At 57.3% G+C, this 13,389-nt stretch carries 17 protein-coding genes; 7 read left to right on the top strand and 10 right to left on the bottom strand.

The window, feature by feature from the left end:
• Window positions 1-9 precede the first annotated feature (9 nt).
• Entirely contained in the window at window positions 10-303 is a 294-nt protein-coding gene (gene yidD, locus FMN63_RS23460) for a membrane protein insertion efficiency factor YidD (protein WP_205514254.1), read from the bottom strand.
• 223 nt (window positions 304-526) lie between these two features.
• Window positions 527-979, bottom strand: coding sequence for an iron-sulfur cluster assembly scaffold protein (locus FMN63_RS23455; RefSeq protein WP_148586547.1), 453 nt, complete (start codon window positions 977-979; stop codon window positions 527-529).
• Window positions 980-1,266: 287 nt separating this feature from the next.
• Here FMN63_RS23455 and folE point away from each other — a divergent pair, with 287 nt between their 5' ends.
• Window positions 1,267-1,902: a GTP cyclohydrolase I FolE gene (folE, locus tag FMN63_RS23450; protein ID WP_148586546.1), complete on the top strand. Its 636-nt coding sequence runs from the start codon at window positions 1,267-1,269 to the stop codon at window positions 1,900-1,902.
• Window positions 1,903-1,946: 44 nt separating this feature from the next.
• Window positions 1,947-2,402, top strand: a complete 456-nt coding sequence (gene hisI / locus FMN63_RS23445; protein WP_148586545.1) for a phosphoribosyl-AMP cyclohydrolase — start codon at window positions 1,947-1,949, stop codon at window positions 2,400-2,402.
• Window positions 2,403-2,504: 102 nt separating this feature from the next.
• Here the strand turns inward: hisI and FMN63_RS23440 are convergent, their stop codons facing one another.
• Both FMN63_RS23440 and FMN63_RS23435 read right to left on the bottom strand, forming a co-directional pair.
• Window positions 2,505-2,936, bottom strand: coding sequence for a CBS domain-containing protein (locus tag FMN63_RS23440; RefSeq protein WP_148586544.1), 432 nt, complete (start codon window positions 2,934-2,936; stop codon window positions 2,505-2,507).
• A 281-nt stretch (window positions 2,937-3,217) separates the two neighbouring features.
• Window positions 3,218-4,006, bottom strand: coding sequence for a rhomboid family intramembrane serine protease (locus FMN63_RS23435; protein ID WP_148586543.1), 789 nt, complete (start codon window positions 4,004-4,006; stop codon window positions 3,218-3,220).
• Between the two features lie 554 nt (window positions 4,007-4,560).
• Between FMN63_RS23435 and FMN63_RS23430 the strand changes: the two genes are divergently transcribed.
• The 3 genes from FMN63_RS23430 (at window position 4,561) to FMN63_RS23420 (ending at window position 7,267) form a co-directional block, all read left to right on the top strand.
• Entirely contained in the window at window positions 4,561-5,208 is a 648-nt protein-coding gene (locus FMN63_RS23430) for a PAS domain-containing protein (RefSeq protein WP_148586542.1), read from the top strand.
• A gap of 366 nt (window positions 5,209-5,574) precedes the next feature.
• A complete protein-coding gene (locus FMN63_RS23425) occupies window positions 5,575-6,210 on the top strand; it encodes a PilZ domain-containing protein (protein ID WP_148586541.1) in 636 nt (211 codons plus the stop codon).
• Window positions 6,211-6,709: 499 nt separating this feature from the next.
• Window positions 6,710-7,267, top strand: a complete 558-nt coding sequence (locus tag FMN63_RS23420) for a transglutaminase-like cysteine peptidase (RefSeq protein WP_286192745.1) — start codon at window positions 6,710-6,712, stop codon at window positions 7,265-7,267.
• Window positions 7,268-7,438: 171 nt separating this feature from the next.
• Here the strand turns inward: FMN63_RS23420 and FMN63_RS23415 are convergent, their stop codons facing one another.
• Both FMN63_RS23415 and FMN63_RS23410 read right to left on the bottom strand, forming a co-directional pair.
• A complete protein-coding gene (locus tag FMN63_RS23415) occupies window positions 7,439-7,966 on the bottom strand; it encodes a gamma carbonic anhydrase family protein (RefSeq protein ID WP_148586539.1) in 528 nt (175 codons plus the stop codon).
• A 6-nt stretch (window positions 7,967-7,972) separates the two neighbouring features.
• The gene (locus FMN63_RS23410; RefSeq protein ID WP_148586538.1) at window positions 7,973-8,299 is read right to left on the bottom strand and encodes a DUF6949 family protein; all 327 of its coding nucleotides are present in this window, start codon (window positions 8,297-8,299) and stop codon (window positions 7,973-7,975) included.
• Between the two features lie 287 nt (window positions 8,300-8,586).
• Between FMN63_RS23410 and FMN63_RS23405 the strand changes: the two genes are divergently transcribed.
• Entirely contained in the window at window positions 8,587-9,210 is a 624-nt protein-coding gene (locus FMN63_RS23405; protein WP_148586537.1) for a hypothetical protein, read from the top strand.
• A gap of 86 nt (window positions 9,211-9,296) precedes the next feature.
• On the opposite strand, the gene FMN63_RS23400 is transcribed toward FMN63_RS23405, so the two are convergent.
• Both FMN63_RS23400 and cysE read right to left on the bottom strand, forming a co-directional pair.
• Window positions 9,297-9,512 carry a DUF3126 family protein gene (locus tag FMN63_RS23400; RefSeq protein WP_148586536.1) on the bottom strand — a complete coding sequence of 72 codons (216 nt, stop codon included), beginning with the start codon at window positions 9,510-9,512 and terminating at the stop codon, window positions 9,297-9,299.
• A gap of 112 nt (window positions 9,513-9,624) precedes the next feature.
• On the bottom strand, window positions 9,625-10,461 hold the full coding sequence (gene cysE, locus FMN63_RS23395) for a serine O-acetyltransferase (RefSeq protein WP_148586535.1): 837 nt from the start codon (window positions 10,459-10,461) through the stop codon (window positions 9,625-9,627).
• Between the two features lie 165 nt (window positions 10,462-10,626).
• Between cysE and FMN63_RS23390 the strand changes: the two genes are divergently transcribed.
• A complete protein-coding gene (locus tag FMN63_RS23390; protein WP_148586534.1) occupies window positions 10,627-11,439 on the top strand; it encodes an enoyl-CoA hydratase in 813 nt (270 codons plus the stop codon).
• Window positions 11,440-11,570: 131 nt separating this feature from the next.
• Here FMN63_RS23390 and FMN63_RS23385 read toward each other — a convergent pair whose 3' ends face one another.
• Window positions 11,571-12,455 (bottom strand): alpha/beta fold hydrolase, encoded by an 885-nt coding sequence (locus tag FMN63_RS23385; RefSeq protein WP_148586533.1) that lies wholly within the window; start codon window positions 12,453-12,455, stop codon window positions 11,571-11,573.
• Between the two features lie 68 nt (window positions 12,456-12,523).
• On the bottom strand, window positions 12,524-13,279 hold the full coding sequence (locus tag FMN63_RS23380) for an alpha/beta fold hydrolase (protein ID WP_148586532.1): 756 nt from the start codon (window positions 13,277-13,279) through the stop codon (window positions 12,524-12,526).
• Window positions 13,280-13,389 lie beyond the last annotated feature (110 nt).

Raw genomic sequence — 13,389 nt, 5'->3', positions numbered from 1 at the left:
ATACAGCGCTCAGTCCAACCGGTGTTCCCGCGGAATGTGCTTGCCGGTCCAATGACCGTAACGCCATGGCAAAAACCAGCGTGCATCCGGCGGCAAGGCGTCCGGGACCGGGTCGAAACCGGAAGCCCCCCAAGGGTTACATCTGAGAACACGCGACAGGCCGATCCAGCCTCCAGCCCAGAAGCCGAAGCGGCGGATGGACTGCTCGGTATAGTCCGAACAGGTCGGCGCATAGCGGCAGGTGCGCCCCATGAAGAGAGACAGGGAATGACGGTAGACCCAGATCAGCGCGATTGCGATCATTCCGCCTGGGCCAAGCCGGTTTTGAGGTGTGTTTTTGGGGCCGTGGCTATTGCACATTATCGATGTTCAAAGGCAGCGTTCGAATGCCATCCGGAAGAGGATAGTTTGGCCATCATCCAATCTCGCCGAGTATTGGCCGCTCCTGCCTTCAAGACATTCATTTCCGCCCCGCCATTGCCAACGCGCCACAGCGCAGGGCCAACGCAATCTGCGGCGAGCGCCTTCATGCCGCGGCACCGTCTGCCTTTTTCTTGGCTTCAATCTGGTCGAGCGCATCGACAACGGCATCGAACGTCAGCATCGTTGACGCGTGCCGGGCCTTGTATTCGCGCACAGGTTCCAGAAACTTCAGATCTTCAAAACGACCAGAAGGTGCGTCGCCGCCCTCCTTCAGCATTGCGCGCATTGATTTCTGGACCTCACGCAGTTCAGCCCCGCTCGCGCCGATGATGTTCCGGGCCATGATCGAGGAGGATGCCTGGCCAAGCGCGCAGGCTTTGACGTCATGAGCGAAGTCCGTGACCACTCCGTCTTTCATGCAAAGATCCACAATCACGGTCGATCCACAAAGTTTGGAATGGGCTTTCGCGCTGGCGTCCGGTTGGCCGAGACGACCGACCCGCGGGATGTTTCCGGCGAAGTCGAGGATCTTCGCATTGTAAATGTCGTCAAGCATAACTCGCCTCTTCGTGAAAGCCTGTGACGCGCGACACATTGATGGCGCACTGCTTTCCTATATATACATCAGATGCCACAGCAAATTCGCAAGGGGCAGAGTGGTCGCAGTTGGTTTCTCGCATGTCGCATGCAGGTTGGAAACCGGCTCTTCCCACTCAGAAACTGCGCGTTCGCTTTTTGTATGGAGTATGATAATGGTCCGCGGCTTGAAAGCCCGAGCCATCTGATCTGTGCATCAGTGAGCGCCGTATGACGAGTGACAAGGGTAAAATTGCGAGGATCCCCATGGACGCTGTCCTCAAGCCGGTAGAAACAACATTCGAAAGAAAGACACCGGATCAATTGCAACGGCCTAGCCGTGAAGAAGCTGAAGCTGCAGTGCGAACGCTTCTGGCCTGGACCGGCGACGACCCGGACCGTGAAGGTCTGGTGGAAACACCCAAACGCGTGGTCAAGGCGCTGAGCCAGCTTTACGGCGGCTACTTTGAAGATCCGGCAGAGCATCTGGCCAGGACATTCGAAGACGTGGGCGGCTACAAGGACATTGTCCTTGTGCGCGGCATCCCGTTCCATTCCCATTGCGAACACCACATGCTGCCTTTCATCGGCGAGGCGCATATCGCCTATTATCCGGCGGAAGGCGTGGTCGGGCTTTCCAAACTGGCACGCGTTGTCGACATCTATGCCAAGCGTCTGCAAACGCAGGAAAACTTGACTGCGCAGATCGTATCGGTCATTGACGACGCGCTGGCCCCGCGTGGCTTGGCCGTGATGCTGGAAGCCGAACACCAGTGCATGACCATGCGCGGTGTCCAGAAACCCGGTGTCTCCACGATCACCACCCAGTTCACCGGCGTTTTCCAGGACGATCCTGCCGAGCAGGCGAAATTCATGTCTCTGGTGCGCAGCAAGGGCGCCTGACTTTCCAGCCCTTGCGTTTAAAAAGACGGCAAGGGCTTTCCCCCATGTGCAACACTCACCTGACTGAACGCGCCGACAAGCAAACGGTCGAAAACGGCGACCTGATGATGCCGAAATTCGACCGGGACGGCCTGATTGTGGCTGTCGTCACCGATGTGACGTCAGGCGAAGTGCTAATGGTGGGCTATATGAACGCCGAAGCCCTGAAGCGGACAATCGAGACCGGCGAAGCCTGGTACTGGAGCCGGTCGCGGCAAAGTTACTGGAAAAAGGGTGAAACCTCCGGCCAGATCCAGACCGTCCACGAGATCCTCACCGATTGCGATCAGGATGCCCTGGTGCTGAAGGTTTCAGTCGCTGGAAACGGTGCCACCTGCCACGTGGGATACCGCTCCTGCTTTTACAGAAAAACCGTAAAGAGCAGCGATGGCGCGGTGCGTCTGGAGCGCGTTGAAACCGAACGGGTTTATGATCCCGACGAGGTTTACGGCAAGAGCTGAAGCAGGTCGGAACCCTGCCGGCGATTATCAACAGTTTCTCAGTCGATCACCCCGGCCGCGTTTCGCACGCGCCGGGATGTCATGGTTCGAAAGCAGCTTCGCTCAAGCCATCGTGATGTAGCTGCGCATCTGCTCTGCTTCGAGCTCAACCTGCGCAATCTTGAATTTCACGACGTCACCGATGGAGATCACTCCGGTCAGTTTTCCGTCTTTCACGACGGGCATGTGGCGGAATCTGCCCTGTGTCATGTGGGCCATGACTTCGTTGATGTTGTTCTCTTCGGTGCAGGTAATAACCTTTTTGGTCATGACACTGGAAACCGGCGTTTTCAGCGCGGACACACCTTGTGTACCGATGACACGAACGATGTCCCGCTCTGATACAATGCCATTCACGGCACCATCATCATCGGAGACAACCACAGCACCGATCTTGTGTTTTGCCAGGGTTTCACAAATTTCGCTGAGCAACGCGTCGCTGCGCGCTGTGATAATTTCGTGGCCTTTCCCACTCAGGATTGCGGCTACGGTCATTCAATCACCTCCCATGGCATCAATCGGTCCGTTTTACCGGACCTGATCAACCGACGCTCAATCGGAAGCGATCAAACGTCTACAGTTGATCGACCTGAATGCAGTCTCCCAACCGGTCTCCGCAAAGAGTTTATCCGGCTACTCGACCACCTTCGCACCAACTGGGGCCGGACGTCCATCCGAATCCGGCAGGACGCCCTCCAGTCTTGAAGGTATCATGGCAAAAAAATCTGGCCGCGCAAACTATTGACGTTGCGTCTTGTGGGCTCTTGAGCCTGACTTCAGGAATTCCGCCGCTGCGGCACCGGGTCAAAGAACGGAAACAGGGCAAGGCCGGCGACGAAGCCGCCGATATGGGCTTGCCAGGCAACACTGGCCGGTTGTCCCGCGATGGGCCCGCTCATAAGGCCGAAGAACAGGTTGAGCCCGAACCAAACAGCAACAAAGACAAGAACTTGCCGGTCGCGCAGGCATTCCGACAGGGATTGAGCCGGAACGAAATAGGCGGTCGGATCGTTGTTGCGGATTGCCCCTAGCGGCCCTCCGCGCTCGAACACGAAACGGATGGCGGCCGCCATCTGGCCGGAGATGGCAGCCGACGCACCGATCATCGGTGCCCCCTCGCCCCAATGGGTCGCAAGGTGAGCAAACGCGCCCCCAACCGAACAGGCGGCCGAAAACACCAGAAAGCGTCCGGCACCGAACCGTCTGGCGACAGCACTACCGAAAATCACCATCCAGAGCAGGTTGAAAATAATATGCATGGCACCGCCATGCAGCAGACTGTAGGTGACGAAGGCCCAGAGGCTGGAGACGAGATCCAGCGGCGGCAGGCTGCTGAAATAGGCGTATTTCACCGGCCAGAAGGCGAACAGCTCCACGATCAGATTGGACAGGTTCACCGGAAGGATCATTTCCCGCAGAACATGGATCGCAATCAGAATTCCACTCAGCCAGACAATGACGCTCGGCAAATTGAAGACAGGCGGACCGGACGGCCGTTGAGGACGCTTTTCCTTCTGGGCTTGCTCGCGCCGGGCGCGTTCTTCATCGATGCGGTAAACGTTCATGGATCCTCTGCCTTTCGTGTCTTTCTTCTAAGCCAGATCGAAGACAAAACAAGAGCGGTTCGACCGCCGGATGCCGGGAAACCGGGAAATGGTGAATTTGATTTGCCGGTTCCCTTGCCCAAAGGGCTCGGAAAATACAAAGCGCCGGCCACCCAGAAGGTTGCCAGCGCTTTGCGATGCCCCCCAAAACCGGTCGCGTCCCCACGACGCCCGTTCAGGACAATTGTTCACTCTGGTCGGCGCTTGTTTTACCGTGGCAGCTTTTGGCGGCTGTCCTATCGGCCCGCAGCCTGACCTGCAACACCAGGTTCCTCCCACCCGCTGTTTGTATGAACTGATTGTTAAGCTGCCAGCCCAAATGCCGCAAAACAAGCTTTACTGAAAATTAACCTTAATTCCCGGCCTGACTGTTCACTTTCGATCCGCCAGCACTTGGCACGCCCCCTGCTTTGTAGAGGTCAAAAACCAACAGGGAAACATTTTCGTCCCGTTTTGAAACAGACACTGTCTTGGGACGAAACACCGGGCGCAAGAATGGGAAAGAGGCGAACCAGATGAAACACGGCGTAACGCAAACTCTTTACAACTACTGGGACAATCTTCGCGGCGCCCGCCCCGCGCCGAACCGCAGCGAAGTCGATCCGGGTGAAATCCGTGGCCTGCTCGGCGACACTTTCATTCTCGAAACGAATGGCCCGAAGGACGTGCGCTACCGCCTGGCCGGAACGCGTCTGTGTTCCGCGCATTGCCGGGAGCTCAAGGGCCGCAACTTCCTGCGCGGCTGGAACGTGAAAGACCGTGAGGCGCTGGAAAGCCTGCTTGCCGCCATAACCGAAGACGCCGCTGCCGCCGTGATCGGCATCAATGGCCACACGGAACGCGGACAGATCCTGCAAATGGAAATGTTGCTGGTTCCGCTGAACGTTCCCGGCGAAGGCAGGATCCGGGTGCTGGGCAGCTGTACCCCCATGGAAAAACCATACTGGATCGGCCTGCATCCCATTTTGAGCCAGTCCGTCAGCAGCCTTCGCCTGGTCTGGCCGGATGAGCGGCCCTATTTCGTGGATTCTCCGGCAGCGACACTCAATCCGATCCTGCCGCGCTTCACGGCCGAAGGCATGGCCATGCCGACGCCGCCCCTGCCGACCGGTGCGGAGCGCAAGGTCGGACATCTGACCGTCTATTCGGGCGGGAAGTCCTGACGCGAACCGCGCATCTGGCGCTGTAGTTTCCCCGTTTGCACAACGACATCGGCCCGGCTGAGAATCAGCCGGGCCGATGTGTGTTGCCCCTTCGTCAATTTGCAGACGTTTCAGGATGAAATAAGAAGGACCTTCCGGACTTTTACTCCCGATTTCTTTCGCCTCAAGGCGTCTATCCTCTGGAAATACCGGCATATTGGCCACGCCCGCATTTTTATCCACGCCAAGTCTGGACCTGAGCCGCTTCTGGGCTACACTCTTACACATCGTTAACCCCAGCTACCTAAAGTGCATTCACAGACGTCTTTTGAATCGCATCTCAGCCGGGGATAGTGCGATTTCCGCATCGTTTTGGATAAAATGGGCATGAGCGCCGGAGTGGCAACAGCAACCGAAGGAAGCAGATCGCTTCAAGTCACTGACCGCCGGCGCCATCAACGTGTCCAGGTCAATATTCTGGGCCGCTTCATGCTGGAAGACCGGCGTGAATATCCCTGTCAGGTCGTCGACATGTCGCCAGGCGGCATGGCCATGATTACACCCGTCACCGGCAGAGTCGGTGAACGCGTGATTGCCTACCTCGACCATTTAAGCCGAGTCGAAGGCACGATTTCCCGCCTCATCGATGGTGGCTTTGCAGTCGAGCTGCGCAACACGGTGCGCAAACGTGACAAGATCGCCAACGTTCTCACCTGGCTCGCAAACCGGGATGAGCTCAATCTTCCCGAAGACCGGCGCCACGACCGTTTCGTTCCCAAAAATCCGATGACCAAGATGATCCTGCCAGACGGCTCGGAGCATGTCTGCCGGATAATAGATGTGTCCCTGTCCGGTGCAGCTATCGCGACGGATATCGTTCCGGAAATGGGCGACCCGATCACGCTCGGAAAGATGCAGGCGCGTGTCATTCGACGCATTGAAGGTGGCATTGCTGTCGAATTTGCAGCCGTGCAGAGCCGCGAATTGCTGGAACACCACATATCGTCATCAGAAGAAAGCTGACAGGCGCTTTCCTGTCTGCCGCAAGTGGTTGCGTACCATGTTGACGGACCCGGCTTCAGCCGGGTCTTTTTGTTTCTACTCGGCGTTTCGGGCGACAGATCTCCTTCTCAGACTGCTCCCATCCAAAAAAATTCAAAAAATTTTCGCTGCCTTTTCCCACCCCCAGAGTGCGAAAAAATGCCTGTTTCGGCTCGCCATGTGACTAGTTTAAAGCCCAGTTTCAGCCACCTGATTAGCGCCAAAATCCATATATTTCAGAGACTTCTGGAGGATAGATCAAATTTTATGAAAGTTTTCTTCTAACTTGAATCAAAGTAAATTCAAATAACGATAAAATTAAGATCAAACACCTTTAAAATACAGATAGAGTTTTACTTTGGAGATTTTCCCCAAGTAAAAATCATTCCGTCATCGTTGCGTCAGCCTTGGGGAGGGCGTTACGATGAAATTACTTCACAGAACTGTACTCGCATCTGTAATTTTACTGTCGTGCACTGTCATGGGATCGATTGCACAGGCAGATCCCGGTCGCTTCATGGACATGAGGACGGTCGTCAAACCGCCGGTCGGCTATGAGCAATTCTGCCGCGACAACGCCTGGGCGTGTCCGAAGGAAAAATACAAGGCGGTTGTCGTGAAGCTGGACGAAACCCGCTGGAACGAGCTCATTGCCGTCAACAAGGAAGTCAATCACCGGATTCGCCCGATGACCGATCAGGATCTCTTCGGCAAGGAAGAGTACTGGACGTATCCGGTAAACGGTTATGGCGACTGCGAGGAATATGTCCTTGAGAAACAACGCGTGCTGATGGAGGCCGGCTGGCCCAAGAGTGCCCTGCTCATCACCGTCGCCAAGGACACGCAGAATTCGGGACACGCAGTGCTGACGGTTCGGACCGACCATGGCGACATGATCCTCGACAACCAGATCGAGGCGGTCTTGCCCTGGTACTCGACCCCCTACCGCTACATCAAGCGTCAGTCCGCCAGCTCGCCCGTGCAGTGGACAGGCATTTCCGACACGCGTGTGACCACCGTCAGTAGCGTGTCCAACTAGGATTGGGATTGGTCCGGCGTCAGCCGGCCTCTAGGACGATCCGGTCGCGTCCCCACCCTCCCCATCCCTACCACGACCGGATCCAGGGAACCGACCCGCGCCCCCCGCAGGTCGGTTCCCGCCTTTTCAGGCAAGTCGAAGGGCTGTTCGAGAGGAACGCGCCAGTAGGGATCAGAGTTCGCGCAGTCCGGACTTGAAACGGCGCCAGTTCCGCACGTAGCCGTCAGCGGAATTCGCAATACCGTTCGCCGCTTCCTGCGGCAGTGTCTTCACCACCCTGCCTGGCACGCCCACCACAAGTGAATTGTCCGGAATTTCCTTGCCTTCAGCGATAAGGGCATTCGCTCCAATGATGCAGTTGGAGCCGATGACAGCACCGTTGAGGACGGTCGCCCCCATGCCAATCAGCGAATTGTCCTTGATCGTGCAGCCATGCAAGATGGCCTTGTGTCCGATCGTGCAATTGGCCCCGATGGTCAATGGAAAGCCCATGTCCGTGTGGAAGACGCAACCATCTTGCACATTGGAGCGCATGCCGACGGTAATCGGCTCGTTGTCACCGCGCAGAACCGCGTTGAACCAGACACTTGCCGCTTCATGCAGGATGATATCGCCGATCAGCGTTGCATTCGGCGCGATCCAGTATTCATCGTTTTCAGGAAAAACGGGCGAACGTCCATCAAGAGCGAAGACAGGCATGAAACCTCAGATGTAACCGATCATAATCAGGGCGACGTTGATCACCATTACACCGGAACACATGCTCCACATACCGGCGATGGTGGAAGAGGCAACCAGCCATCCCACCGGCCGCTTTTCGATCCTGCGTCCACGTATGGCATTGCGCATGATGATGAAGGGTCCGGCGAACACGCACAGGAACATACCTGCAAGAAACGACAGAAGCCCCTCGCCGTCGAAGGCGAACTTCGGCGGCTGCTTCGTGATCAACTGATAAAGACTACCCAGCACACCCGACGCTACAAATCCGGCGCATGCGATGTATCCAACGATTAGAAGATTGAACAGCACGCCCGTTAACCCCTTATTAACTGTTTCCTGCGGAAAGTGATTAAGAATTCGTAAAGGGTCAAGAGCAAAGACCGTGCCGGAATGGCAAATGCGCCGAATCTCCGCAATTGAGCCACCTGGAGCGGCATTGACACCTTCCCTTTGCGAGACACCTGTGCCGTTTCTGGACAGTCTGTCCCAGAAAAGCGCACTCGAACCAAGGGGCTGAAGTCGTGATACCCGTCTCCTTGCCAGGGCCAATCAGGACGGATCCCCGCCACTTCACATGGCTGGCTTTGGCAATGTGCGTGCTGGGCACGGCTCACATAGCCGGCAAGGTCTACACCTGGTCGTTCGGCTGGCCTGCTGAGGCAAGCGCCAGACAAGACCAGCCAGTGCACTTTGCCATTGGCCCGACACGCTTTGAATTGCCTCTTAACCTGATCGCGACAGCCTTTCAGAAACGGCAGGCCCTTGGGGGAGACGCTGAATTTGCCACCCTGCGGCTGAACCTTGACTGGTCTCCGGGCAAATCAGATGACGGCGATAAAGGCTGGAAGTATCCGGCAAAAATCCAGGTCGACCTCGAGAGCAATCCAGGCCGGGAAAGTTTACGGGCGAGGCTTGATCCGTTCTACAGACGCCTGGCACGGGGTGGCGAAAAGAGAGGCCCCGCAGGCCTGAAGGTGCTGACATTGTCTGCGCGCCGCGCCCCGGCAACCGATATCATTGCCTACGACCCGACAGTGCAGAACGGCTTTATCGTGCGCTGCCGGAAAGACTCCTCTTCCGGAAAGGCTCGCTGCCATCGCGCAATCGTGTTCGCCTCCGGCCTGGAGCTGCGCTACAGCTTCGATCAGTCACTTTTACCTGACTGGCGCCGTCTGGACGCAGACGTCGTTGCCAGCATTGAAGGCTATCAGATCAAATAACCGGGTTCGTCCGATTGGGCAGAACATGAAAAAGGCGGCTTCCCAAGGGAGCCGCCTTTTTCATGTCGCGATCGAAAGTCTGAAGCTCAGACTTCGTCCAGGTCGATTTCCAGGATCGCCATCTGGAAGTTCCAGCTGAGGTCTTCATCCTCATCATCCCGAAAGATGACGCCGATGAATTCATCGCCGATATAAACCTCCGCAGAGTCGTCCTTGCGCGGACGGGCCTGCACCTTGATGTTCTTGTTCTCGAACTTCAAACGCAGATAGGCTTCGATCTTTCGGATCTCATCGGGTTTCACGGCGCTCTCCTGCTCTTTTCTTTCAGCATCATTCTGGCGCGGACCCTACAGGAGCAAACGGAAATGCCAAAGCCCTTCCGCAAGCTTTCCCCGTCTTCCTGAAACCGGAATTTCAATTCGATTGACCGCCATAATCGCCCAGTAGCTGATTCATGCTGCGGGCCGGTTCTGCGCATCCTGCTTTTCCGACGATCTTGGCAGGAACCCCGGCAACAGTGGTGTTCGCAGGCACGTCCTGAAGCACGACCGATCCCGACGCAATGCGTGAGCAATGACCGATTTCCAGATTGCCCAGCACCTTGGCCCCTGCGCCGAGCAGAACACCACGGCGGATTTTCGGATGACGGTCGCCATCTTCCTTGCCTGTGCCGCCAAGGGTCACCCCCTGCAGGATCGAGACATCGTCTTCGATCACGGCAGTCCCACCAACGACGATCCCCGTGCCATGGTCGATGAAGATACCTTGGCCGACGGGAACAGCCGGATGGATATCGATCTGGAAAACTTCCGAGCAACGGCTTTGCAGATAAAGCGCAAAATCCTTGCGGCCCCGGCGCCAGAGCCAGTTGGCCAACCGGTGCGTCTGCAAACCATGAAAGCCCTTGAAGTAAAGCACGGGCTCCAGGAAACGGAAGCATGCCGGATCGCGGTCGAAGACGGCAACAATGTCGACGCGGAAGATTTTTGCCAGCTCGGGCTCGTCGGCCAGCGCTTCAAGGTAGGTCTGGCGGATCAGCGATGCGGAAACGATGTCCCGGCCCAGCCGGTCGCCAAGGCGATGAACCACGGCCTCTTCCAGGCTGTCGTGATTCAGAACTGTTTCATAGACGAAGGACGACAGGGCCGGCTCTGCCACGACCATCGCTTGTGCTTCATCCCGCAACTGATGCCAGACCGGATCATGCGTCGGAACTTCTTTCAAACCGGTCTTGCCGATCGGTGCTGACATGGCCTGTCTCCTTTTCAAGCCGTCACGAGTGGCCCTTAAAATAGGACTGTCGTCTGATTTTCCCAAATCAAACTTCCTGATATCAGATATGACTGTCTCGAATGAACCCTGATACCCGAAGATTTTCAGCACCTTGCGAACTGAATCGTATTTTGAGGTTAAGCCATGCCTACGCAAACGTCCCAAACAGCCACTTCCGGCAACCCGATGGTGGTTCGCAACGGTCAGATTGCAGAACTTGTGCTGAACTCACCGGACAGGAAAAACGCCCTGCCGCTCGCCGCCTGGCAGGCAATCCCAGGCCTGCTGGCCGAACTGGCTCAGGATCCAGCCATCCGGGTTTGCATTGTGCGCGGCGCTGGAGGCAAAAGCTTTTGCGCGGGGGCCGACATTTCGGAATTCGAAGCCATCCGCTCCACACCAGAAGCCGCCAAACACTATGACGACATTAACGTCGCGGCCTTCAAGGCTCTGAAGGCTCTGCCAATTCCGGTCATTGCGGCAATCGAAGGCCCCTGCCTTGGCGGTGGCCTGGGCATCGCACTCGCCTGTGACCTGCGTATCGCAACACGCTCTGCCCTCTTCGCCATTCCTGCAGCCCGGCTCGGCCTTGCCTATCCGCCCGAAGCGCTCGGTGATCTGCTGGAAGCTGTTTCACCCTCCAACGCCAAGAGACTGCTGTTTTCGGCCGAACGCCTGACGGCGGAAAAGGCGCTCGACATGGGCCTCGTCAACGAAGTGGTGGAAGACATGGAGCTGAACCATCGCATCGAAGCGCTGAGTGCGGCTCTGTGCGCCAATGCACCTCTGTCTCTGAAAGCAGCAAAGCAGGCGATCAACAGGCTTGCGCTGCCCGGTAATCAGACAGATGCAGCCCTTGATCTCGTCAACGCACAGGCCTGCATCGACAGCGCTGACTATCGCGAAGGCTGCAGAGCCTTTCTGGAAAAAAGAGCACCAGTGTTTACCGGCAACTGACAGCGCCCGGCGCCGCGAAACAAGCTTGAATCAACCTCTGAACCTTTCGGACCAGACAGTTGAAACGACTCGTCTATTTCGCGCGTGACCGCGAGACAAACAACTGTCCGTGTTTCACCGCCTGATCAGTCTCAGGCCATGGCCGCGTCTGATTTCAGCGCGATCAGGAAGTCTTCCACGGCCCCGGCGAACACGTCATTGCGATCACCGGCAACCATGTGGCCGGCGTCGCGGATATCCGTGAATTTCGCGTGGGGGACCTGCGCCTGAAATTCGCGCACATGGTCCATCGAAACCAATTCGGAATTCTGTCCCCGGATCAGCAAAACCGGCAGCGACAGATTGCCGGCCGCTGCCAGCATGCGTTGCTGGCTTTCCGCCGCCATAGCCTCATCCTGATGATGTTTGGACTTCAGGAACGCCGGGTCCCAGTGCCAACGAAACCGGCCATCGGCATGGAGACGAAGGTTCTTAGAGAGGCCGGACAGGTCCTTCGGCCGAGAGCGGTTTGGCAGATAGCGGGCAATCGCATCGGCGGCCTCTTCCACGTCGGCAAAGCCATCATCGACCCTGTCGCCCATGAAGCCCAGGATCTTGGCAACTCCGCCCATATCGATCCGCGGCGTGATGTCGACCAGCACCAGTGCCGACAGGCCACCGGTGTTTTCCTGCCCTTCCGCCAGCATGCCGGCAAAACCACCCAGCGACGCACCGACAACAACCGGTCGGGCCTTATGCAGGGCTTCAACCTGCCGTGTGACGGCAACCAGGTCCTTGGCGAAATCGTCGAATGTGTAATTGCCGGAGGCAACCCAGTCACTCTCTCCGTGCCCGCGCTGATCGAGCGAATAGACCGGGTGGCCGAGGTCCGCGATCCTGCGCGCCGCTCCGTCCCAGGAATGCCTCGTCTGGCCGCCACCGTGGAGCATGATCACCGGCAGGTCGCCCAGTCCGTAGCGGTCTGCAACCAGACTGTTCTTCTCCGCCCCCAGCATTTCAACACGCTTCGGCCCCATGCAACCTCCCTCGATGCCCGCTCACCTTCGCTAAACGCCTGTCAGGGCGTGTGCGGCGGTGTCAAATCTTACGCTTCAACATTGTTCAGGAACGCAAGAACGCCCTGTTTGTGGACCTTGTCCCCCACAGCAACCATGTGATCGCGGCCCGGGATCTCGAGAACCTCCGCATGCGGGATCAATGACGCCAGCTTGTGCGGTGACCCGGCAATGTCATCCTTCGTGCCAACGGCAATCAGAACGGGTCGCTCGATGCGCGCGACATCTTCCTCGCTGATTTTCTGCCGTGAGGAGCGCATACAGGCAGCCAGGGCCCGCCGGTCAGATCCGGTCTGCTCCGCGAAAGCTCTGAAGGCCCGCCCTGTGCGGTCGGACACATCCTGAATGCGGTCGGTCTCAAGCGCAGTTGCGATCGGCTCCGGATCGCCGATACCGGAAATCATGCCGTAACCAAGGCCGCTGAAGATCGCGCGCCGAACCCTGCCCGGATGATTGAGGGTCAGAAAAGCGGAAATCCTCGCTCCCATGGAGTAGCCCATGACGTCGGCGCGTTCGATGTTCAGGTGATCAAGCAGGCGCTTGGCGTCCTCTGCCATCACGGGCGCGCCATAGGCGGCCGGATCGTAGAACTTCTGGCTGTCCCCATGGCCGCGATTGTCGATGGTGATCACACGCCTGCCATCATCCACCAGCAGGTCGACCCAACCGGGATACTGCCAGTTCACCTGCTTGTTGGATGCAAACCCGTGGATCAGCAGGATAGGGTCGCCCTCGCCTTTATCCTGATAGGCGATCCTCACACCGTCGAACTCGAATTGCGGCATCTGAGACTTTAACCTTTACGTAAACGGAACACTTAATTGCAAGGTAGAGTAAGAGGTTTAGGCTGCGAAGGTAAAGCCCCATTCCCGCTTCAGGTGAAGGCTGCCTGCGC

This window comes from Stappia sp. BW2, from assembly GCF_008107695.1.
In the GTDB taxonomy this organism is placed as follows: domain Bacteria; phylum Pseudomonadota; class Alphaproteobacteria; order Rhizobiales; family Stappiaceae; genus Roseibium.
Note: the sequence above shows the minus strand (reverse complement) of the source record. Positions and strands in the feature narration are given on the sequence as shown.

Bases quoted from the DNA above. Each gene is read 5' to 3' on its own strand.
- FMN63_RS23430 (WP_148586542.1), top strand. From the start codon at position 4,561: ATGAAACACGGCGTAACGCAAACTCTTTACAACTACTGGGACAATCTT.
- FMN63_RS23390 (WP_148586534.1), top strand. From the start codon at position 10,627: ATGCCTACGCAAACGTCCCAAACAGCCACTTCCGGCAACCCGATGGTG.
- FMN63_RS23380 (WP_148586532.1), bottom strand. From the start codon at position 13,279: ATGCCGCAATTCGAGTTCGACGGTGTGAGGATCGCCTATCAGGATAAA.
- FMN63_RS23415 (WP_148586539.1), bottom strand. From the start codon at position 7,966: ATGCCTGTCTTCGCTCTTGATGGACGTTCGCCCGTTTTTCCTGAAAAC.
- yidD (WP_205514254.1), bottom strand. From the start codon at position 303: ATGATCGCAATCGCGCTGATCTGGGTCTACCGTCATTCCCTGTCTCTC.
- FMN63_RS23420 (WP_286192745.1), top strand. From the start codon at position 6,710: ATGGGATCGATTGCACAGGCAGATCCCGGTCGCTTCATGGACATGAGG.
- cysE (WP_148586535.1), bottom strand. From the start codon at position 10,461: ATGTCAGCACCGATCGGCAAGACCGGTTTGAAAGAAGTTCCGACGCAT.
- FMN63_RS23425 (WP_148586541.1), top strand. From the start codon at position 5,575: ATGAGCGCCGGAGTGGCAACAGCAACCGAAGGAAGCAGATCGCTTCAA.
- FMN63_RS23455 (WP_148586547.1), bottom strand. From the start codon at position 979: ATGCTTGACGACATTTACAATGCGAAGATCCTCGACTTCGCCGGAAAC.
- hisI (WP_148586545.1), top strand. From the start codon at position 1,947: ATGTGCAACACTCACCTGACTGAACGCGCCGACAAGCAAACGGTCGAA.
- FMN63_RS23385 (WP_148586533.1), bottom strand. From the start codon at position 12,455: ATGGGGCCGAAGCGTGTTGAAATGCTGGGGGCGGAGAAGAACAGTCTG.
- FMN63_RS23440 (WP_148586544.1), bottom strand. From the start codon at position 2,936: ATGACCGTAGCCGCAATCCTGAGTGGGAAAGGCCACGAAATTATCACA.
- folE (WP_148586546.1), top strand. From the start codon at position 1,267: ATGGACGCTGTCCTCAAGCCGGTAGAAACAACATTCGAAAGAAAGACA.
- FMN63_RS23435 (WP_148586543.1), bottom strand. From the start codon at position 4,006: ATGAACGTTTACCGCATCGATGAAGAACGCGCCCGGCGCGAGCAAGCC.